At 63.1% G+C, this 14,407-nt stretch carries 15 protein-coding genes; 10 read left to right on the plus strand and 5 right to left on the minus strand.

All coding sequences use genetic code 11. From position 1 onward, the window contains the following. Positions 1–2 precede the first annotated feature (2 nt). Both ACSSVQ_RS14170 and ACSSVQ_RS14175 read right to left on the minus strand, forming a co-directional pair. The gene (locus tag ACSSVQ_RS14170) at positions 3–794 is read right to left on the minus strand and encodes a CPBP family intramembrane glutamic endopeptidase (protein ID WP_454184040.1); all 792 of its coding nucleotides are present in this window, start codon (positions 792–794) and stop codon (positions 3–5) included. Between the two features lie 21 nt (positions 795–815). Then, a complete protein-coding gene (locus tag ACSSVQ_RS14175) occupies positions 816–1,892 on the minus strand; it encodes an alpha/beta fold hydrolase (protein ID WP_454184041.1) in 1,077 nt (358 codons plus the stop codon). A gap of 310 nt (positions 1,893–2,202) precedes the next feature. Between ACSSVQ_RS14175 and ykgO the strand changes: the two genes are divergently transcribed. The 5 genes from ykgO to ACSSVQ_RS14200 all read left to right on the plus strand — a co-directional run bounded on the left by ykgO (position 2,203) and on the right by ACSSVQ_RS14200 (position 5,985). Further along, on the plus strand, positions 2,203–2,328 hold the full coding sequence (gene ykgO / locus ACSSVQ_RS14180) for a type B 50S ribosomal protein L36 (RefSeq protein WP_012110943.1): 126 nt from the start codon (positions 2,203–2,205) through the stop codon (positions 2,326–2,328). A gap of 120 nt (positions 2,329–2,448) precedes the next feature. Further along, entirely contained in the window at positions 2,449–3,075 is a 627-nt protein-coding gene (locus tag ACSSVQ_RS14185) for an HAD family hydrolase (protein WP_454184042.1), read from the plus strand. 77 nt (positions 3,076–3,152) lie between these two features. Next, positions 3,153–4,202: a saccharopine dehydrogenase family protein gene (locus ACSSVQ_RS14190; protein ID WP_454184043.1), complete on the plus strand. Its 1,050-nt coding sequence runs from the start codon at positions 3,153–3,155 to the stop codon at positions 4,200–4,202. 225 nt (positions 4,203–4,427) lie between these two features. After that, complete coding sequence (locus ACSSVQ_RS14195) at positions 4,428–4,892, plus strand: tetratricopeptide repeat protein (RefSeq protein ID WP_454184044.1); 465 nt, start codon at positions 4,428–4,430, stop codon at positions 4,890–4,892. A 58-nt stretch (positions 4,893–4,950) separates the two neighbouring features. Beyond that, the gene (locus ACSSVQ_RS14200) at positions 4,951–5,985 is read left to right on the plus strand and encodes an alpha/beta fold hydrolase (protein ID WP_454184045.1); all 1,035 of its coding nucleotides are present in this window, start codon (positions 4,951–4,953) and stop codon (positions 5,983–5,985) included. Positions 5,986–6,000: 15 nt separating this feature from the next. Here the strand turns inward: ACSSVQ_RS14200 and pyk are convergent, their stop codons facing one another. Continuing rightward, on the minus strand, positions 6,001–7,419 hold the full coding sequence (gene pyk, locus ACSSVQ_RS14205) for a pyruvate kinase (RefSeq protein WP_454184046.1): 1,419 nt from the start codon (positions 7,417–7,419) through the stop codon (positions 6,001–6,003). Positions 7,420–7,438: 19 nt separating this feature from the next. Further along, the gene (locus ACSSVQ_RS14210; RefSeq protein ID WP_454184047.1) at positions 7,439–8,779 is read right to left on the minus strand and encodes a glycerate kinase type-2 family protein; all 1,341 of its coding nucleotides are present in this window, start codon (positions 8,777–8,779) and stop codon (positions 7,439–7,441) included. Between the two features lie 104 nt (positions 8,780–8,883). Here ACSSVQ_RS14210 and ACSSVQ_RS14215 point away from each other — a divergent pair, with 104 nt between their 5' ends. The 3 genes from ACSSVQ_RS14215 to ACSSVQ_RS14225 all read left to right on the plus strand — a co-directional run bounded on the left by ACSSVQ_RS14215 (position 8,884) and on the right by ACSSVQ_RS14225 (position 10,460). Next, a complete protein-coding gene (locus ACSSVQ_RS14215) occupies positions 8,884–9,705 on the plus strand; it encodes a hypothetical protein (RefSeq protein WP_454184048.1) in 822 nt (273 codons plus the stop codon). Between the two features lie 23 nt (positions 9,706–9,728). Further along, positions 9,729–10,028, plus strand: coding sequence for a DUF1244 domain-containing protein (locus ACSSVQ_RS14220; protein WP_454184049.1), 300 nt, complete (start codon positions 9,729–9,731; stop codon positions 10,026–10,028). Between the two features lie 144 nt (positions 10,029–10,172). Further along, positions 10,173–10,460 (plus strand): DUF2312 domain-containing protein, encoded by a 288-nt coding sequence (locus ACSSVQ_RS14225; protein WP_454184050.1) that lies wholly within the window; start codon positions 10,173–10,175, stop codon positions 10,458–10,460. 78 nt (positions 10,461–10,538) lie between these two features. Here the strand turns inward: ACSSVQ_RS14225 and ACSSVQ_RS14230 are convergent, their stop codons facing one another. Then, the gene (locus tag ACSSVQ_RS14230) at positions 10,539–11,264 is read right to left on the minus strand and encodes a hypothetical protein (RefSeq protein WP_454184051.1); all 726 of its coding nucleotides are present in this window, start codon (positions 11,262–11,264) and stop codon (positions 10,539–10,541) included. A gap of 121 nt (positions 11,265–11,385) precedes the next feature. On the opposite strand from ACSSVQ_RS14230, the gene ACSSVQ_RS14235 reads away from it, so the two are divergent. Together ACSSVQ_RS14235 and ACSSVQ_RS14240 are read left to right on the plus strand one after the other, a co-directional pair. Further along, positions 11,386–12,315, plus strand: coding sequence for a hypothetical protein (locus ACSSVQ_RS14235; protein WP_454184052.1), 930 nt, complete (start codon positions 11,386–11,388; stop codon positions 12,313–12,315). A gap of 243 nt (positions 12,316–12,558) precedes the next feature. Continuing rightward, complete coding sequence (locus tag ACSSVQ_RS14240; RefSeq protein WP_454184053.1) at positions 12,559–14,370, plus strand: alpha/beta fold hydrolase; 1,812 nt, start codon at positions 12,559–12,561, stop codon at positions 14,368–14,370. Positions 14,371–14,407: the final 37 nt, after the last annotated feature.

Genomic DNA, 14,407 nt, shown 5'->3' on the forward strand with positions numbered 1-14,407 from the left:
CATTAGCCGAAACGAAAGCGCGCCAGCGTTTTCGGGCCCCAGAGCAGGACGATGGCGGTGGTGGCTGCCAGCAAGACCGGGAAGGCGAACGCCGGATCGTAATGCGAGCCTGAGTTCGGGAAGCTGAAATAGGCGACATTGCACATGGCGTGAAAGAAGGCGGCAATGCAGACGCTGCGTCCGCCATTCAAATAAAGCCAGACCGTGACCACCCGCAGCAAAATCGTCATGCCGCAATGCCATGCCACCCATGCGGTGCCGTGTCCCGTCTGGAAATAGGGAATGACGTGCCATACCGTCCAGACGATGCCGAGGAGAAGGCCCGCCGGCAGCGCCGTCCAGCGCCTTTCCATCGTGTCATAGGCATAGCCTTGCCAGCCCAGTTCCTCGCCTAGTCCGGCGACGAAGAACATCGCGAACAGAAGCGGCAGCGCGGCGACGTGAATGACCGGTGAGGGTATCGGCGCGTCCGCGCCGCGCATGACAAGCCATGTGGCGAAAAGGATGGCCGGCATGAAGAGGGCCGCGACGACGATCCAGCGGCGCTTCTTCACGCGGGCGACGTCGAAGCTTCTTTTGAGAAGGAGGATGGCGGCGGAGCGTCCCTCCTGTCGCCAGAGCAGTATGAACGCGGCGAGCGCCGGCATGAACGCCATGAGTGCGCTCACGGGCAGGGCGACGGGCAGGAGCCTCGCCAGCCCCTCTGCGGCATAGCCTGCGATCCAGAAGGGAACCGAGAGCAGGAAGACCAGCAGGAAGAAGGGGAGGAGAGGCCGATTTCGTTCCGCACTCATCGTCCCCTCCTTTGATCGCTTCTAGCCGAGGGCGCCGTCGGCTTCCCACTGGCCCATCAAGGATGCGACAGCAGCCGAGAAGGCATGGGGCTGGTCCAGCATGATGTGGTGCTGGGCGCCGGCGATGGTGAAGACGGGGCTGCCGGGGCGAAGGCCGCGGATGAAATCCAGCCGCTCCGGCTCGTAATCCTTGCTGTACTGACCGAAGAAGGACGCCGCCTTGCAGGGCAGGCCCGCATAGATTTCGGCGTGATCGTCGCCCATCTTCAGCCCGTTGAAGGCGGGGCCGTCGAACTTCCACGTCCAGCCGGCCTCGTCGGACGGCGCACGGCCGGGATTGTCGCCCTTCTTCACCTCACGCAGGCTCAGCGGCGCGATGTAGTCGATGATGAACTGGTTCGCGCAGACCTGAAGCGGCGCAAGGCGGAAACGGGCGACCGCGCTTTCGAAGTCGGGATAGATGCGGGTCGGGCGGCGCTGGTTGCCGTCCCGGGTGAACCATTCATGCGCATCTTCCCTGGGGCGCACGGTGAAGTCGGCCAGAATCAGGCCGCCCAGCTTGTCGCCGTAATGCTTGCCCGCGATGAGGGTGACGAAACCGCCGAAGGAATGGCCGCAGATAACCGGCTTGGGGCCAAGCCCGGCGGCGAGCGCCACCTCGCCGATGCCCCGTGCGAAGCTTTCGCGCGTATAGCTCTCGCGCCATTCGCTGTCGCCCATGCCCGCCAGATCCATCGAGGCGACGTTGTATCGGTCGGAGATCAGCGGTGCGATGAAGTGGAACCAGTTGGCGTGCGCGCCATTACCATGGACGAACAGGACGCCCGGGCGCTTGGGGTCGTCATTGCCCCAGCGATAGTAATGGATCTTCGCACCGTCGACTTCCAGCCAGTGCTCGGTGCGCGGGGCGTCGAGCGCCTCCTTGAACCATTGGGGGCGGTGGCGAATGATGTCTTCGTCCGGGATATGCGGGGGTGTGGGCCCGCGATTTTCCCATTCTTCCTGCAGCTGCTCTCTGGTCTTTTGAGCTTCCTCCGCCGCGCGCGCCTCTTTGGCGGCACGTTCCGGGGCGGAGCACTCCGCTTCGTCGTAGGCCATGATACAGATCCAATACTAATTCCGTCGCGCCGGGGCCGAAGGTGACGCCCGCGCCATTTTCGAGTTGGCTCCGGTTTAGCCCGAATCCGCGATGGTGAAAAGCCGAGGCGGTCAGATGGGCCGGAAAGTGCCCGGAAGCCCTGAAATATGGGAGGATTACGGCATTCTCCCGGTTGACAGGGCAGGGCCGTCCCTCTAGGTTTCGCGCCAATTCATCGACAAGGCGGTCCAATAGCGGGCCATGGGCGGCAGCGGTATAGCGCCAGCGCGGCCCGGGCACCGGCAGACGGCCCCATTTTGAGGTTGAGACATGAAGATTCGCAATTCGCTGCGTTCGCTGCGCAACCGGCACCGCGACAACCGTCTGGTCCGCCGCAAAGGCCGCGTGTACATCATCAACAAGACCAACCGCCGCTTCAAAGCCCGTCAGGGCTGAACCGGGCCGGATGGCCGGGCATGTCGCACGCATGCCGACAACGAGTTACAAGGCCGCGTTTCCGGACGCGGCCTTTTTGTTTGTTGGCCGGTTGACGCGGAAGGGGAGGGCTGGGGGGACATGACACGCCGTGCCGTCATATTCGATATGGGCAATGTGCTGATCGATTGGGATCCGCATGAGGCCTACCGCCCCCATCTGCCGGATGCAGGCGATCGCGTCGCCTTTCTCAGTCGCTTCTTCCCCAAGATGTATGACGCGGTTCATGACGACCCGCGGTCGATGAGCGCGTGCCTGGCGCCGCTCAAGGACGAGCATCCCGAGATGCGACATCTGATCGAGGTCTATGAGCTGGAATGGCATCGCTTTCTCGGCGGGCCGATGCCGGAGAGCATCGAGATCGTCGATGCGCTGCATGGGAAGGGTGTGCCGCTTTACGGGCTTACCAACTGGCCCCATCAGGTCTGGCCGCCGCATCGGATCGAGGGGGTGGGAAACCCCGATGCCTATGGCTTTCTGGGCAAGTTCAGCGACATTGTGGTCTCCGGGCAGGTGCGGATGCGCAAGCCCGATGCGGAAATTTACGCCCATGCGCTGGAGAAATTCGGCCTCAGAAGCGATGAGGCTGTTTTCGTGGACGATTTGCCGGAGAATGTGGCCGCGGCCAACGAGCTCGGGGTTCACGGCATTCAATTCACGAATGCGGATGCGCTGCGGCGGGAGCTTGAGGATCTCGGCCTTCTTTGACCGGCGGGGTCTGACGGTATAGTTGGAAGAGGCAGTCGCGCGCTCGGAAACCACCAGACGAGACAGGGGAAAGCCAGATGGCCAAACGCTTCATGATCTACGGTGCCACGGGCTATACGGGGAAGCTTGTCTCCAAGGCCGCGAAACAGGCGGGTATGAGCCCTCTGCTGGCGGGCCGTAACGAGGCGCGATTGAAGGGCATCGCCGCGCAGCACTCCTTCGACTATCAGGCGATTTCGCTCGACGAGCCGGAAGCGCTGGAGGCAGGCCTTTCGCAAGTGGATGCCGTGCTCAATATCGCCGGGCCTTTTTCCCAGACCTGCAAGCCGATGCTCGATGCCTGCATTAAGACGGGCACGCATTATTTCGACATTACCGGCGAGATCGACGTCTTCGAATATTGCGCCTCGATGGATGCCAAGGCGAAGGAAGCGGGCATCATGGTCATGCCCGGCACCGGTTTCGATGTGGTGCCGTCCGATTGCCTGGCCGCGCATATGAAGGCGCGGATGCCGGATGCGACCGAGCTCGTGCTTGGCATTTCGGGCTTTGGCGGCATGTCGCGCGGGACGGCCAAGACGGGTATCGAAAGCATCGGGCAGGGCACGCGCATCCGCAAGGATGGACGGATCGTGCGGGCCCGGGGCGCGCTCGCCCGCGAGATCGATTTCGGCAAGGGGCTGGTCGAATCGGTTGCCGTGGGCTGGGGCGATGTCGCGACGGCCTATCACTCGACCGGCATTCCCAATATCTCCGTCTATTTCGAAGCCAATGCGCAGATGAAGCAGATGGCCGGCATGGGCGGTCTGATGCGCTGGGTCCTCAGCCTCGGGCCGATGCAGCGCATGCTTAAGCGCCGGATCGATCAGGAGCCGGAAGGCCCCGACGAGGTGGCGCGCGAGACGGGCCGGATGGAGCTTTACGGCGAGGCGTCGAACGAAAAGGGCGAGACGGTATCGTCGCGGCTGACGACGCCGGAAGGCTACCGGCTGACCGCCATGACCTCGCTCGAAATCGTCGCGCGCGTGCTGAACGATGAGGGCGGGGCCGGGTTCCAGACGCCGTCCGCGGTTTTCGGGCCGGATTTCATCCTCGAATTTCCCGATACGTCGCGTCAGGACCTCTGAGCGCCGCGCGATCTTCGGATTGGCGGGCGCGCGAAAGGCCGCCTATCATGCGCCATGGCCTCATTGCGCAGCCCCATTTCCGGTCTTCTGGCCTTCCTTCTCATAGCCGGCCTCGCCTCGGCGCCCTCTTCCGTACGAGCCGGGGCGGCGCCGCAGGCGAAAGAGGCCGGGCCTCCGGCCCCTGAGCAGACGCCTGAGCGGCGGTCGCGCGAGCAGGTGCTGGACATGCTTTTCGCTCAGCTGAAAGCCGCCAAGAGCCGGGAGGCCGCCGAAGGTCTGGAAGGTGCCATCCGGAAAGTCTGGATGGCGTCGGGTAGCGCCAGCATCGGGCTTCTCATGTCGCATGGCCTGAAGGCTCTCGCGGCCAAGGATTATGAGGACGCGCTCTTCTATTTCGATGAGGTGGTGTCGCTCGCGCCGCATTATTCGGAAGGCTGGAACAAGCGCTCGGCCGTGCATTTCCTTCTCAACGATTATTCCGCCGCGCTGGCCGATCTGGAGCATGTGCTGCGGCTGGAGCCGCGCCATTTCGAGGCGCTGGCGGGGCTTGCCGTCATTCTGGAAGATCTGGGAGACAAGAAAGGCGCGCTCGATGCCTATCGCCGGGCGCTGGAGCTCGACCCCTGGCTCGAGGGCGTCCCGGCGCGTATCAGGCATCTGAAGCCGGAGGTGGAAGGCCGGGGGATCTGACGACGGCTGGCACCGGCGTCATGCCGATCCGGAACCGCCTTTCGGGCGTATCGTTTTCATGGTGACAGAGATGATCTTTTATGTGGCGGGGGCCTTCCTCCTTCTTCTTGTCGGTTTTTGGATCTATTCCGCCTGGACGAGCTGGCGGATCGAGCGGCGCTATCCGCCGGTCGGCGAGTTTGTGGAGGTGGAGGGTGTCCGGCTTCACTATCAAAAACGCGGTGCCTTGCGGGACGGTGTTGCGCCGGTGGTGCTCATTCATGGCGCGAGCGGCAATCTGCGCGACATGATGAATGCGCTGGGCGATGTGCTGGCCGCCGAGACATGCGTTCTCGCCTTCGACCGGCCGGGTCATGGTTGGAGCGAACGGGGCTGGAGCGGGCGCGGGTCGGATATGGCAAGCCCTGCCGCTCAGGCGCGGATTATCCGTCAGGCCGTGCGCGATCTCGGGATCGAGCGGCCCGTCATTCTCGGTCATAGCTGGGGCGGCGCGGTGGCAGCCGCCTATGCGGTCGAATTCAGCGATGAGATTGCCGGTATCGTGCCTCTTTCGGGCGCGCTTTATCCCTGGCCGGGCGGTATCGCCTGGTATCACGATGTGATTGCGACGCCGCTGGTCGGGAGCCTGTTTCTGCGCACATTGATGACGCCTGCTGCGCAATTGCTCGCGCCCGCCGGTGTCATGGCGACGTTCAAACCCAATGACGCGCCCGGCGGATATGCGGAAGCCATCGGTCTGCCGATGATCTTCCGGGCCAGGGAATTCGGTGCGAACAGCGAGGATGTCCGCAACCTGAAGGAAAATCTCGCGGCGCAGAGCGCACGCTATGACGAGATCTCGGCGCCGGTCATCGTCGTCACCGGCAATGCGGATTTCACGGTATCGCCGAAAATTCATTCCTATGCCTTCCACAATGCTGTGAAAGGCTCGGAACTCGTCAAACTCAAAGGGGTGGGGCACATGCCCCATTACGAGCGGCGGGAGGTTGTCGCGGATGCGGTGCTGAGGCTCGTGCGCGGGCAAGCGCCGCGTCGAGGCGAGGTCACGGTGCAGCCGGATGAAAGCGTTGAAATCCGCGAAGCGGCGGACTGACCGGGGATCCGGCGTCTAGCGATCCACGAAGGCGATCCGCAGCATGTTCGTCGCGCCGGGTGTGCCGAGCGGTACGCCCGCGGTGATGACGATGCGCTCGCCGGGCTGGGCGAGACTTTCCTCAAGCGCAATGCCGCAGGCGCGTTCCACCATGTCGTCGAGATCTTTCGCATCCGCCGTCAGCACGCAGTGAAGGCCCCAGACAAGGGTGAGGCGGCGCGCAGTCTCCCGTATGGGGGTCAGCACGAGGATCGGGATCAGGGGCCGCTCTCGCGCCGCGCGAAGCCCCGTGGAGCCTGAATTGGTCCAGCAGGCGATGGCGGCGGCATTGAGCGTGTCGGCCACGGAGTGCGCGGCGGCGCTGATGGCGTCCGCGCCGGTCGCTTCGGGTTCGGTGCGCTGGGCATAGATGATGCCGGGATAGGTCGGGTCGGCTTCGACGGATTCCGAGACGCGGCTCATCATGTGTACGGCTTCGACGGGAAACTGGCCCGCCGCCGATTCCGCCGAGAGCATGATCGCATCCGCCCCCTCGAAGACGGCGGTCGCCACGTCCGACACTTCTGCGCGTGTGGGCGTAGGCGAGGAAATCATCGATTCCAGCATCTGGGTCGCCACCACCACCGGCTTGCCGGCGCGGCGGGCGGCGCGGGTCAGGCGCTTCTGCCAGCCGGGCACCTGCTCCAGCGGCAGCTCCACGCCGAGATCGCCGCGCGCCACCATGATGGCGTCGGAAATTTCTAGAATTTCTTCCAGATGGTTCAGCGCCTGCGGCTTCTCGATCTTGCCGAGAATGGCGGCGCGTCCCTGAGCGATCTTGCGAGCTTCGGCAATGTCGTCCGGGCGCTGGATAAAGGACAGTGCGATCCAGTCCACGCCAAGATCCAGCGCGGCGTCGAAATCGCGGCGGTCCTTTTCGGTGAGAGCCTTCAGCGGCAGGATCGTGTCGGGGCAGCTCACGCCCTTGCGGTTGGTGAGGCGGCCGCCGACCAGCACTTCCGTATCGACGAACTCCTTGCCTTTCTTCGTAACGCGCAGCCGGATCTTGCCGTCATCGAGCAGCAGTGCGTCGCCTTCCATCAGCGCATCGAATATTTCGGGATGCGGCATGGGCGCGCGCTCGCGCGTGCCGGGCTCCTTTTTCATGTCGAGGCGGAAAGAGTCGCCGTTTTCCAGCATGGCCGCGCCGTCATGCATTTCGCCGATGCGCAGTTTCGGACCCTGCAGGTCGGCGAGAATGCCGATGGGACGGCCCACTTCCGCTTCGACCTGCCGGATGGCGCCATGCAGGCGCTTGAGGCCTGGATGATCGAGATGGCTCATATTCAGCCGGAAGACATCCGCGCCGGCCTCCCAGAGTGCGCGGATCATTTCCGGGCTGTCGGAAGAGGGGCCGAGCGTTGCGATGATTTTGACGTTGCGCCTGCGTGTCACGGGGGGCTCCAAGGGTCTTTCATTCCTGAGACGAAGGGGATTCGTCCGGTTCGACAAGGATGACCCGAAAGTCATTCACATTCGTGAACGAAGGGCCGGTCTTCAAGAGATCGTCTATTCTGGCGAAGAATGCGCCGGAGTTATGTCGGTCGAGGTGTTTTTTAGCGTCCAGCCCGGCTTTGGCGGCGCGTGAAAGCGTATCCGGCAGCGCAAAGGCGCCTGCCGGGTCGTTAGCGTCGCCCGATCCGCCGTCGATCCCGTCGGTGTCGGCGGCCAGCGCGGCGATCCCGGACGCGCCGTCGAGGGCGAGTGCCAGGGCCAGCGCATATTCCTGGCTCGGGCCGCCTTGCGTGCCCGGTTCGGCATTGGGGCCGAAAGTGACCGAGACTTCGCCGCCCGACAGGATGGCCGTGCGCACGCCCTCGTTTCGGAGCTTCAGGGTGAGGGCGGCGTGCTTCGCGGCGACCTCGCGCGCCTCGCCCTCCACGGCGTCGCCCAGCAGCAAGGGTTCGTATCCCCGCTCGCGGGCGAGCGTCGCTGCCGCTTTGAGGGCGGCGTTGCCGCTGGCGACGATGCGGTAGCTGTCTTCCGCGAAAGCGGGATCGCCAGGCTTGGGCGTTTCGCCCGCCGCGTCGAGCGCGGCGGCGATACGGGCCGCGATCCCGCCATCCAGATGCTTTTCGAGCCGGGCGAGGATCGCGCGGGCTTCATCCAGTGTCGTCGGATCGGTGACGGTAGGGCCGGAGGCGATGGTGCTGGGATCGTCGCCTGCCACGTCGGAGATGGTGAGCGTCGTGCAGGGCGCGGGGTGTATGGCGGCGGCAAGCCGTCCGCCCTTGATGCGCGATAGATGTTTGCGCAGGCCGTTCATGGCGGTGATGGGCAGGCCGGCTGCGAAGAGTGCGCGGGTGACGGCCTGCTTGTCGGCGAGCGTCAGCCCTTGCGCCGGCAGCGTTGCGAGGGCGGACCCGCCGCCCGACAGCAGCACAAGCGCGCGGTCGTGCAGGGTCAGGCTTTCGGCAAGGGCCAGCAGGCGGGTGCTGCCGTCCAGCCCCGCTTCGTCGGGGACGGGATGTGCGGCTTCGATCACCTCCACATGGCGGGTGGGGCAAGCATGGCCGTAGCGGGTGAGCGCAAGGCCGCGAATTTCGGTGCCGGGCCAGTATTCGTCGTACCAGTCTTCCGCGGCGGCAGCCATGGAGGCGGCGGCCTTGCCGATGGCGAAGATGACGAGACGGCCCGGATTTTCAGGCGGGGCGGGCAGGCAGGGCGGCAGGCATTGTGCAGGCAGGGCCGCGCGCAGACCCGCCTCGTAGAGGGCGGTGAGCTGCTTTCGCCATTCGTCGTTTTGCGCGCGCATCAAGTCTCCTGCATTCGCTGCCGATGCGTTTACGGGCCGATCCGGTATTATGCGCCGCGCAAGGATTTGTCACGTTAGAGATCGTTTCAGGAGAGGAGACCCGTTTGTCCCCGGCCATATCCGACCGCCGCGATGCCGTGCGTTTTGCGCTCGCCTATCCGTTCGAGAAACCGCAAGGCTCCTTCGTCTGGGCCGACGGGCGGGTGCTGCCGCTCGACACGCTCGATCTCGGCAATCTGGGCGATACGCGGGTGCGCTCTCCTGCGGGAAACGGCGCGCTGGGCGAGTTGATGTCGGCGCTCTATGGCGATGAGAGGGCCGGGCAGGAAGAGTGGCTCGACGAGCGCGTGATCGTGCTGGCGCATGGCTCCAACTCCGCGCCGGAGCGGCTTTTGCAGAAATTCCCCGGCGGGGAGGGGGTGCCCGAGATCGTGCCCGTGCTCAAGGCGCGGATCGACGACTGGGCGGTGGTCTATGCGGCGGCACTTTCAGGCTATGCCTCCATACCGGCGACGCTCGAGCCGGTGGACACCGCATCGGCGGAGGTGCATGTGACGCTGCTCACGCGGCGTCAGCTCGAGATCATGAATGCGACGGAGGATCTCGGCGTCGAGTATAATTTGCACCGTATCGATTCATCGCTTCTCTATCTGGAAGACCTCCATGCCTCTTCCGGTCTTGAAGTGGATGCCTATATCTCGTGTCATGGGGCGATGAGGATGGACGGAAAGCCGGTGGCGCTTGCCGCCGTGCCCCAGTCCGGCCACGGGTTTGAGGCGCTGGTCCAGCCCGACATGCAGAAGCGTCTCCACGGTCTGACCGCGCCGGAGTTGCCTTTCGACGATTTCGTGGCGGGCAATATCAAGGGCGAAGCAGGCCGTGCGCGAACGCTCGAGGCGATTGCGCGGCATTGCCGGAGCGAGTGATCAACGGGAAAGCGAGGCGAAAGATGGACAAGCAGACGCAAACGGAACTCGAAGCGGCGGCCTTTCGCAGGCTCCTCCAGCATTTGCGTGAGCGCCACGATGTGCAGAATATCGATCTGATGATCCAGGCGGGCTTCTGCCGGAACTGCCTTGCCAACTGGTACAAGGATGCGGCGGCGGAAAAGGGTCTCGATCTCTCCAAGGATGACGCCCGCGAGATTGTTTATGGAGAACCTTTCGCCGACTGGAAGGCCAAGTACCAGAAGGAAGCGACGCCGGAACAGCAGGCGGCTTTCGAGGCGGCCTCCAAGGCTCATGGCTGATTAGGCGTGGATAAAGGAGCGCGCATATTGCGGCACATCCGATATCCACAGTTTTTTGAAATGCATTTCTTGCCGGATGGCAGCGCAGTCCTATATCGTCCCGGCCCTTGATCCTTAAAATCGCAAGAAGGCGGGACGGCGCACATGGCTGACGGCAACACACCTGTGGAGACCAATGTGAATACGGGCGTGAATACGGGTGGCGTGGCGCAGGACCAGCTGCGTTCGATCGTGGAGCGCATCGAGCGGCTGGAAGAAGAAAAGGCCGCCATCGCCAACGATATCAAGGAAGTCTATGCCGAAGCCAAGGGCAACGGCTTCGACACCAAGACGCTGCGGCAGGTCGTACGCCTGCGCAAACAGGACAAGGCCGAACGCCAGGAGCAGGAAGCGGTTCTGGAACTCTATATGCACGCGCTCGGTATGGTGTAGAGAACGTAGATATCCCGGATAGGCGCCACTGGCGGACGCATCCTGTCCGAACCTCTCCTGATTTTTCTGCGTTCCGTTTTACTGCGCGGTCGGATCGAATGCCGTGCCGTCGCCTATCTCATTCAGTGTTGGCGGGCTGTGCCTTGCGAAGCTGCTCCAGGTGAATTTCGTCTGGTCGGAATCGATCGACGAGACACCGTGTTTTCTGCGCCCTGTCAGAAAATTGTAGCTGTCTGAGGAAATGGAACCGTCCGCGCGGTTCACCTCGTAGCTGTCGAAGCCAATCAAGACGAAATGCCCGTCCTGCCACCGAAAGGTGAAGCCGAGGCGTCCCATGCCGGAGCTCGTGCCGGAAAAAAGCCCGAGGGACACATGCAATGTGTCGTTTTCGATCCGCACACCGCCGCCGGTCACACTGTCGATAACGTCTTCGAGAGCAGGGGAGTCGTGACGCGGTATCAGGCGGTGGTTGCTCGCGATTCTTCGATATTGACCGTCTCCATCGGAGAAATAGATCGCGAGCATATAGGGGTTGGTGTCGAAGGATTGAGACGGTCTCAGTGCGGGGTCGTTGTCGCGCAGCAGGAGAGCGAAATCCTTGTGCCCGTCCCGGTTCAAGTCGCCCCACACTAAGGAAGAAGACCGCCACCCATCGGGTACGACAGCTTGCGCCCTGTCTACCATGGGAGGGAGGGTCGGATAGGCAACCGGACGGATATTTGCGGAGACGGCGGGAGCAGCAGCGCCGCACAGGACCGACAGGAACGCCCCGAAAGCAACAGAACGGGATCCAGGTGTTCGCATCGCACACTTCCTTGCTGAAAGGCGTTGTCGCATCGATTGCAGTTTCCGGGATCGGGCGTGCGTCCACAATGATGCCACAAGCATAGGAATACTATCCGCGGACGCAAATGAGGAGCTCGCCATGAAAAGAAAACATCGCCCAGGCAACAAGTTTCAGGTGCTCACCGTGACGGCGCTTATGGCCGGATCATTTGGAATGTCCGCTCAAGCGGATGCGGCCACGAATGTGGCGCCCGAAACGCCGCCGATCCATATTCAGCAGGAGGCCTGGGTGGTGAGAGATGACGCACCGGCAGTCCGGCAAGATTACGAAGAAGCCGCGGCGGTGTGCCGCAAAGCAGGAGCGGCCCTCGACTTCACGCCGCTGAGTTCCGATGCGATCGCCAAGTTGGGGCATACCTATTACGACATCTGGTATGAGGGCTCCAACATGTCGATCCATTCGGTCAGCTGGGGATTCAAGATGGGGCCCTCAGGCACAAAACAGTGCCACTTCACAGAGATCCGCAGTGAACGTGAGGCCGTCGCCAATGCGCATGGGGCGTATTCGATCAATCTGGACGATGGCACAGTCGTAAGAGATCCGGCGTATCGGGTTGTCCGAAACGCCGCCCCTGCGGGGAGCCAGGCACAAGAGACGAAAGCCCAAACCGAAGAAGCCGCGGTGATGGCCGAGTTGAGAAAGCAAGGCTATGGCGGCATAGCCGATCAGGCGGAGACAACGACATCCCAGACGACAATCGCCGGCCAACCGTGCCTGATGACAAAACGCAAGGATGGGGGAAGCGCGTGCTTCTGGTCCGGCGGTGCAAAATGGGGCTTCAAGGATGAAGGGTCTATCGACGACATCGGATACATCTCCGGCTATGACCCGGATCTGACCCATGTCGACGAGGTGCAGCTTCCCGGCGCGGAGATTCCGCTATCGTCCAAACCCTCAGATGGTGTCGGCACGCAACTTGTCACCAACCAGATGACGGTAGGCCAGAACCCCGAGGCCGATCCGTTCAAGGTTCCGGACGACCTGCGGTCGAAAACGTCAATACGTTAGGCTTGCCATTATATGAATGGTATCGAGAGCTATCCGGGCTCGGTGCGGTCTGAGCCGGACAGTCCTTTGATTATTCATTCGTCTACGGATGAGTTCGGCCGATCGAAGGTCTCGGGCGCGATGTGTTGCGGCGGTCCGGGCGGGGGTCGTCGTTTCCCTTTTATCTTTCGTCCAAACTTGGCAAGCTATGGGGTGCTGGCGCCTTCGTCTTGAACGCGGCCCGGCAGGCGTTCGGGGGTGGATGTGGCCGATAAAGAGGCCGGCAATCGCGAAAGCGGGGCCGGGGAGCCGAATATAGTGGACGGTGTGGAAGCTGCCGCCGCGGACATGAATTTCTCCGCGGTGGTCGATGCCGTCTACACCTATGCCTCCGACCCCTATCACTGGGAGGAGATGACGCGCTTCCTCAGGCAGATCGAGCTGGGCGAGGAGCAGCCGGACATGGCTGCCTCGGTGGAAAATATCCGGTCGCATCTGGAACGCGCGCAGGAGATCGCAGGCCGGCTCCATGGCGAACAGGCGGAGGACGATGTCTCCCGCTCCTATGCCTATCTCGTTTTCGGGCGAAACAGGCGGGTGCTTGCCCGCTCGCGCGGCGCGGAGGTTTTTCTGGCGCCCTATGCGGCGCAGGGTGTGTCGCCGGGCGCGCGGCTTTCCTTTTCGATGCCGGAGAACGAGGCAAGGCTGGGCGAGGTAATCGGGCAGCTCAAATCCACGGCGGATGGATTGCCCCTGCTGTTCCGTCTTTATGACGAGGCGGGAGACGAGTCGGTCGTCGGCTATGCGGTGCCGGAAGCCAACCTTCCGCGCGGTCTGCGCGATACGATTTCGCTGCCGATGGAAGAGCGTGACGGGGCGATAGCCATTATCGCGCCGGAACCGGACCCGCCCGCGCGGCGCAACCATGTCTTTCGCCGGGCGCTGGGCCTCAGCCGCGCAGAAGCAAGGCTGGCCTCGCATCTCCAGGAGGGGCTGTCGCTGAAGGAGGCGTCGGAGGATCTGGGCGTCACCGTCAATACCGCCCGAAATCAGCTCAAAAGCATCTTCGAAAAACTCGGCATCAACCGGCAGAGCGATCTCGTCCGGCATCTGACGCAGTTGAGCCAGCTATCGGCCTATATCCGTTTCGGAACCGAGGAAGAGGCGAAAATCGCAGGTTTCGGGACGGCCATTCACGATGTGCCGCACCGTTTCGTCGAGCTGAACGACGGGCGGCGCATTGCCTATCGCGTTTATGGACGTCTCAATGGAACGCCAGTGGTGCTGATGCAAAGCTCGCTCAGGAGCAGCCTGGTCTGGCACAGGGAGGCGCAATCGGCCGCGGAACTCGGCGTCAGGCTGATCGTTATCGAGCGGCCGGGGACCGGCTATTCGACCGCCGACCCCGAGATGACATTCGAAAGTGCGGCGCGCGATGTCGAGGAATGGGCGGACAAGATCGGGCTTGAAAAGTTTTCCCTGCTGACGCGGTCGTCCTCCGCGCCTTTCGGGCTCGCGGTTGCCGCGCGCATGGGATCGCGCATCGTGAAATACATGATGGTGGCGCCGCGTTTCGGGGCGCCGGAAGGCGAGCCGGGGCGGCGCGGCATGCTCGGCTATTTCTTCAGCAATCTGCGCCGCTATCCCTGGGTGCTGGATTCCACGCTTTTCATTCTGCGGGCCAAGATGTCCCGGCGTTTCATGCGGCCGCTGGTTTTCAGCTTTTTCGAGCAGTCCCCGCGAGACATCGCCTATCTGGAGGACGAGCCGGACCTGGTGGAAGACATGATCGACGCCGTGATGGAATCGGTGGCGCTGACCTATAGCGGGCTGCTGAGGGAATCGGCGCTTTTTCTGGAGGGTGTGAACATCGATCTGACGGGGCTTTCTGCGCCGCTTCACATCTGGCATGGGGAAGAAGACCGGATCGTGCCGCTGGCGGAACTTCGGCGCCGGATCGATGAGATGAAGCTCGAGCTTGCCGAATTCCGCACCATAGCGGGTGAGGGGCATGCCGTGGTCTCGCGTCTCCACCGGGAGGTTCTGGAAGCGCTTGTCGGAGACGATGCCGGTTAGGCAACGCCCTCCGGCCGCCGGGTGGCTCCGGCGATTT

The sequence above is a fragment of the Parvibaculum sp. MBR-TMA-1.3b-4.2 genome (assembly GCF_053628815.1).

Bases quoted from the DNA above. Each gene is read 5' to 3' on its own strand.
- ACSSVQ_RS14170 (WP_454184040.1), bottom strand. From the start codon at position 794: ATGAGTGCGGAACGAAATCGGCCTCTCCTCCCCTTCTTCCTGCTGGTC.
- ACSSVQ_RS14175 (WP_454184041.1), bottom strand. From the start codon at position 1,892: ATGGCCTACGACGAAGCGGAGTGCTCCGCCCCGGAACGTGCCGCCAAA.
- ykgO (WP_012110943.1), top strand. From the start codon at position 2,203: ATGAAGATTCGCAATTCGCTGCGTTCGCTGCGCAACCGGCACCGCGAC.
- ACSSVQ_RS14185 (WP_454184042.1), top strand. From the start codon at position 2,449: ATGACACGCCGTGCCGTCATATTCGATATGGGCAATGTGCTGATCGAT.
- ACSSVQ_RS14190 (WP_454184043.1), top strand. From the start codon at position 3,153: ATGGCCAAACGCTTCATGATCTACGGTGCCACGGGCTATACGGGGAAG.
- ACSSVQ_RS14195 (WP_454184044.1), top strand. From the start codon at position 4,428: ATGCTTTTCGCTCAGCTGAAAGCCGCCAAGAGCCGGGAGGCCGCCGAA.
- ACSSVQ_RS14200 (WP_454184045.1), top strand. From the start codon at position 4,951: ATGGTGACAGAGATGATCTTTTATGTGGCGGGGGCCTTCCTCCTTCTT.
- ACSSVQ_RS14210 (WP_454184047.1), bottom strand. From the start codon at position 8,779: ATGCGCGCGCAAAACGACGAATGGCGAAAGCAGCTCACCGCCCTCTAC.
- ACSSVQ_RS14220 (WP_454184049.1), top strand. From the start codon at position 9,729: ATGGACAAGCAGACGCAAACGGAACTCGAAGCGGCGGCCTTTCGCAGG.
- ACSSVQ_RS14225 (WP_454184050.1), top strand. From the start codon at position 10,173: ATGGCTGACGGCAACACACCTGTGGAGACCAATGTGAATACGGGCGTG.
- ACSSVQ_RS14230 (WP_454184051.1), bottom strand. From the start codon at position 11,264: ATGCGAACACCTGGATCCCGTTCTGTTGCTTTCGGGGCGTTCCTGTCG.
- ACSSVQ_RS14235 (WP_454184052.1), top strand. From the start codon at position 11,386: ATGAAAAGAAAACATCGCCCAGGCAACAAGTTTCAGGTGCTCACCGTG.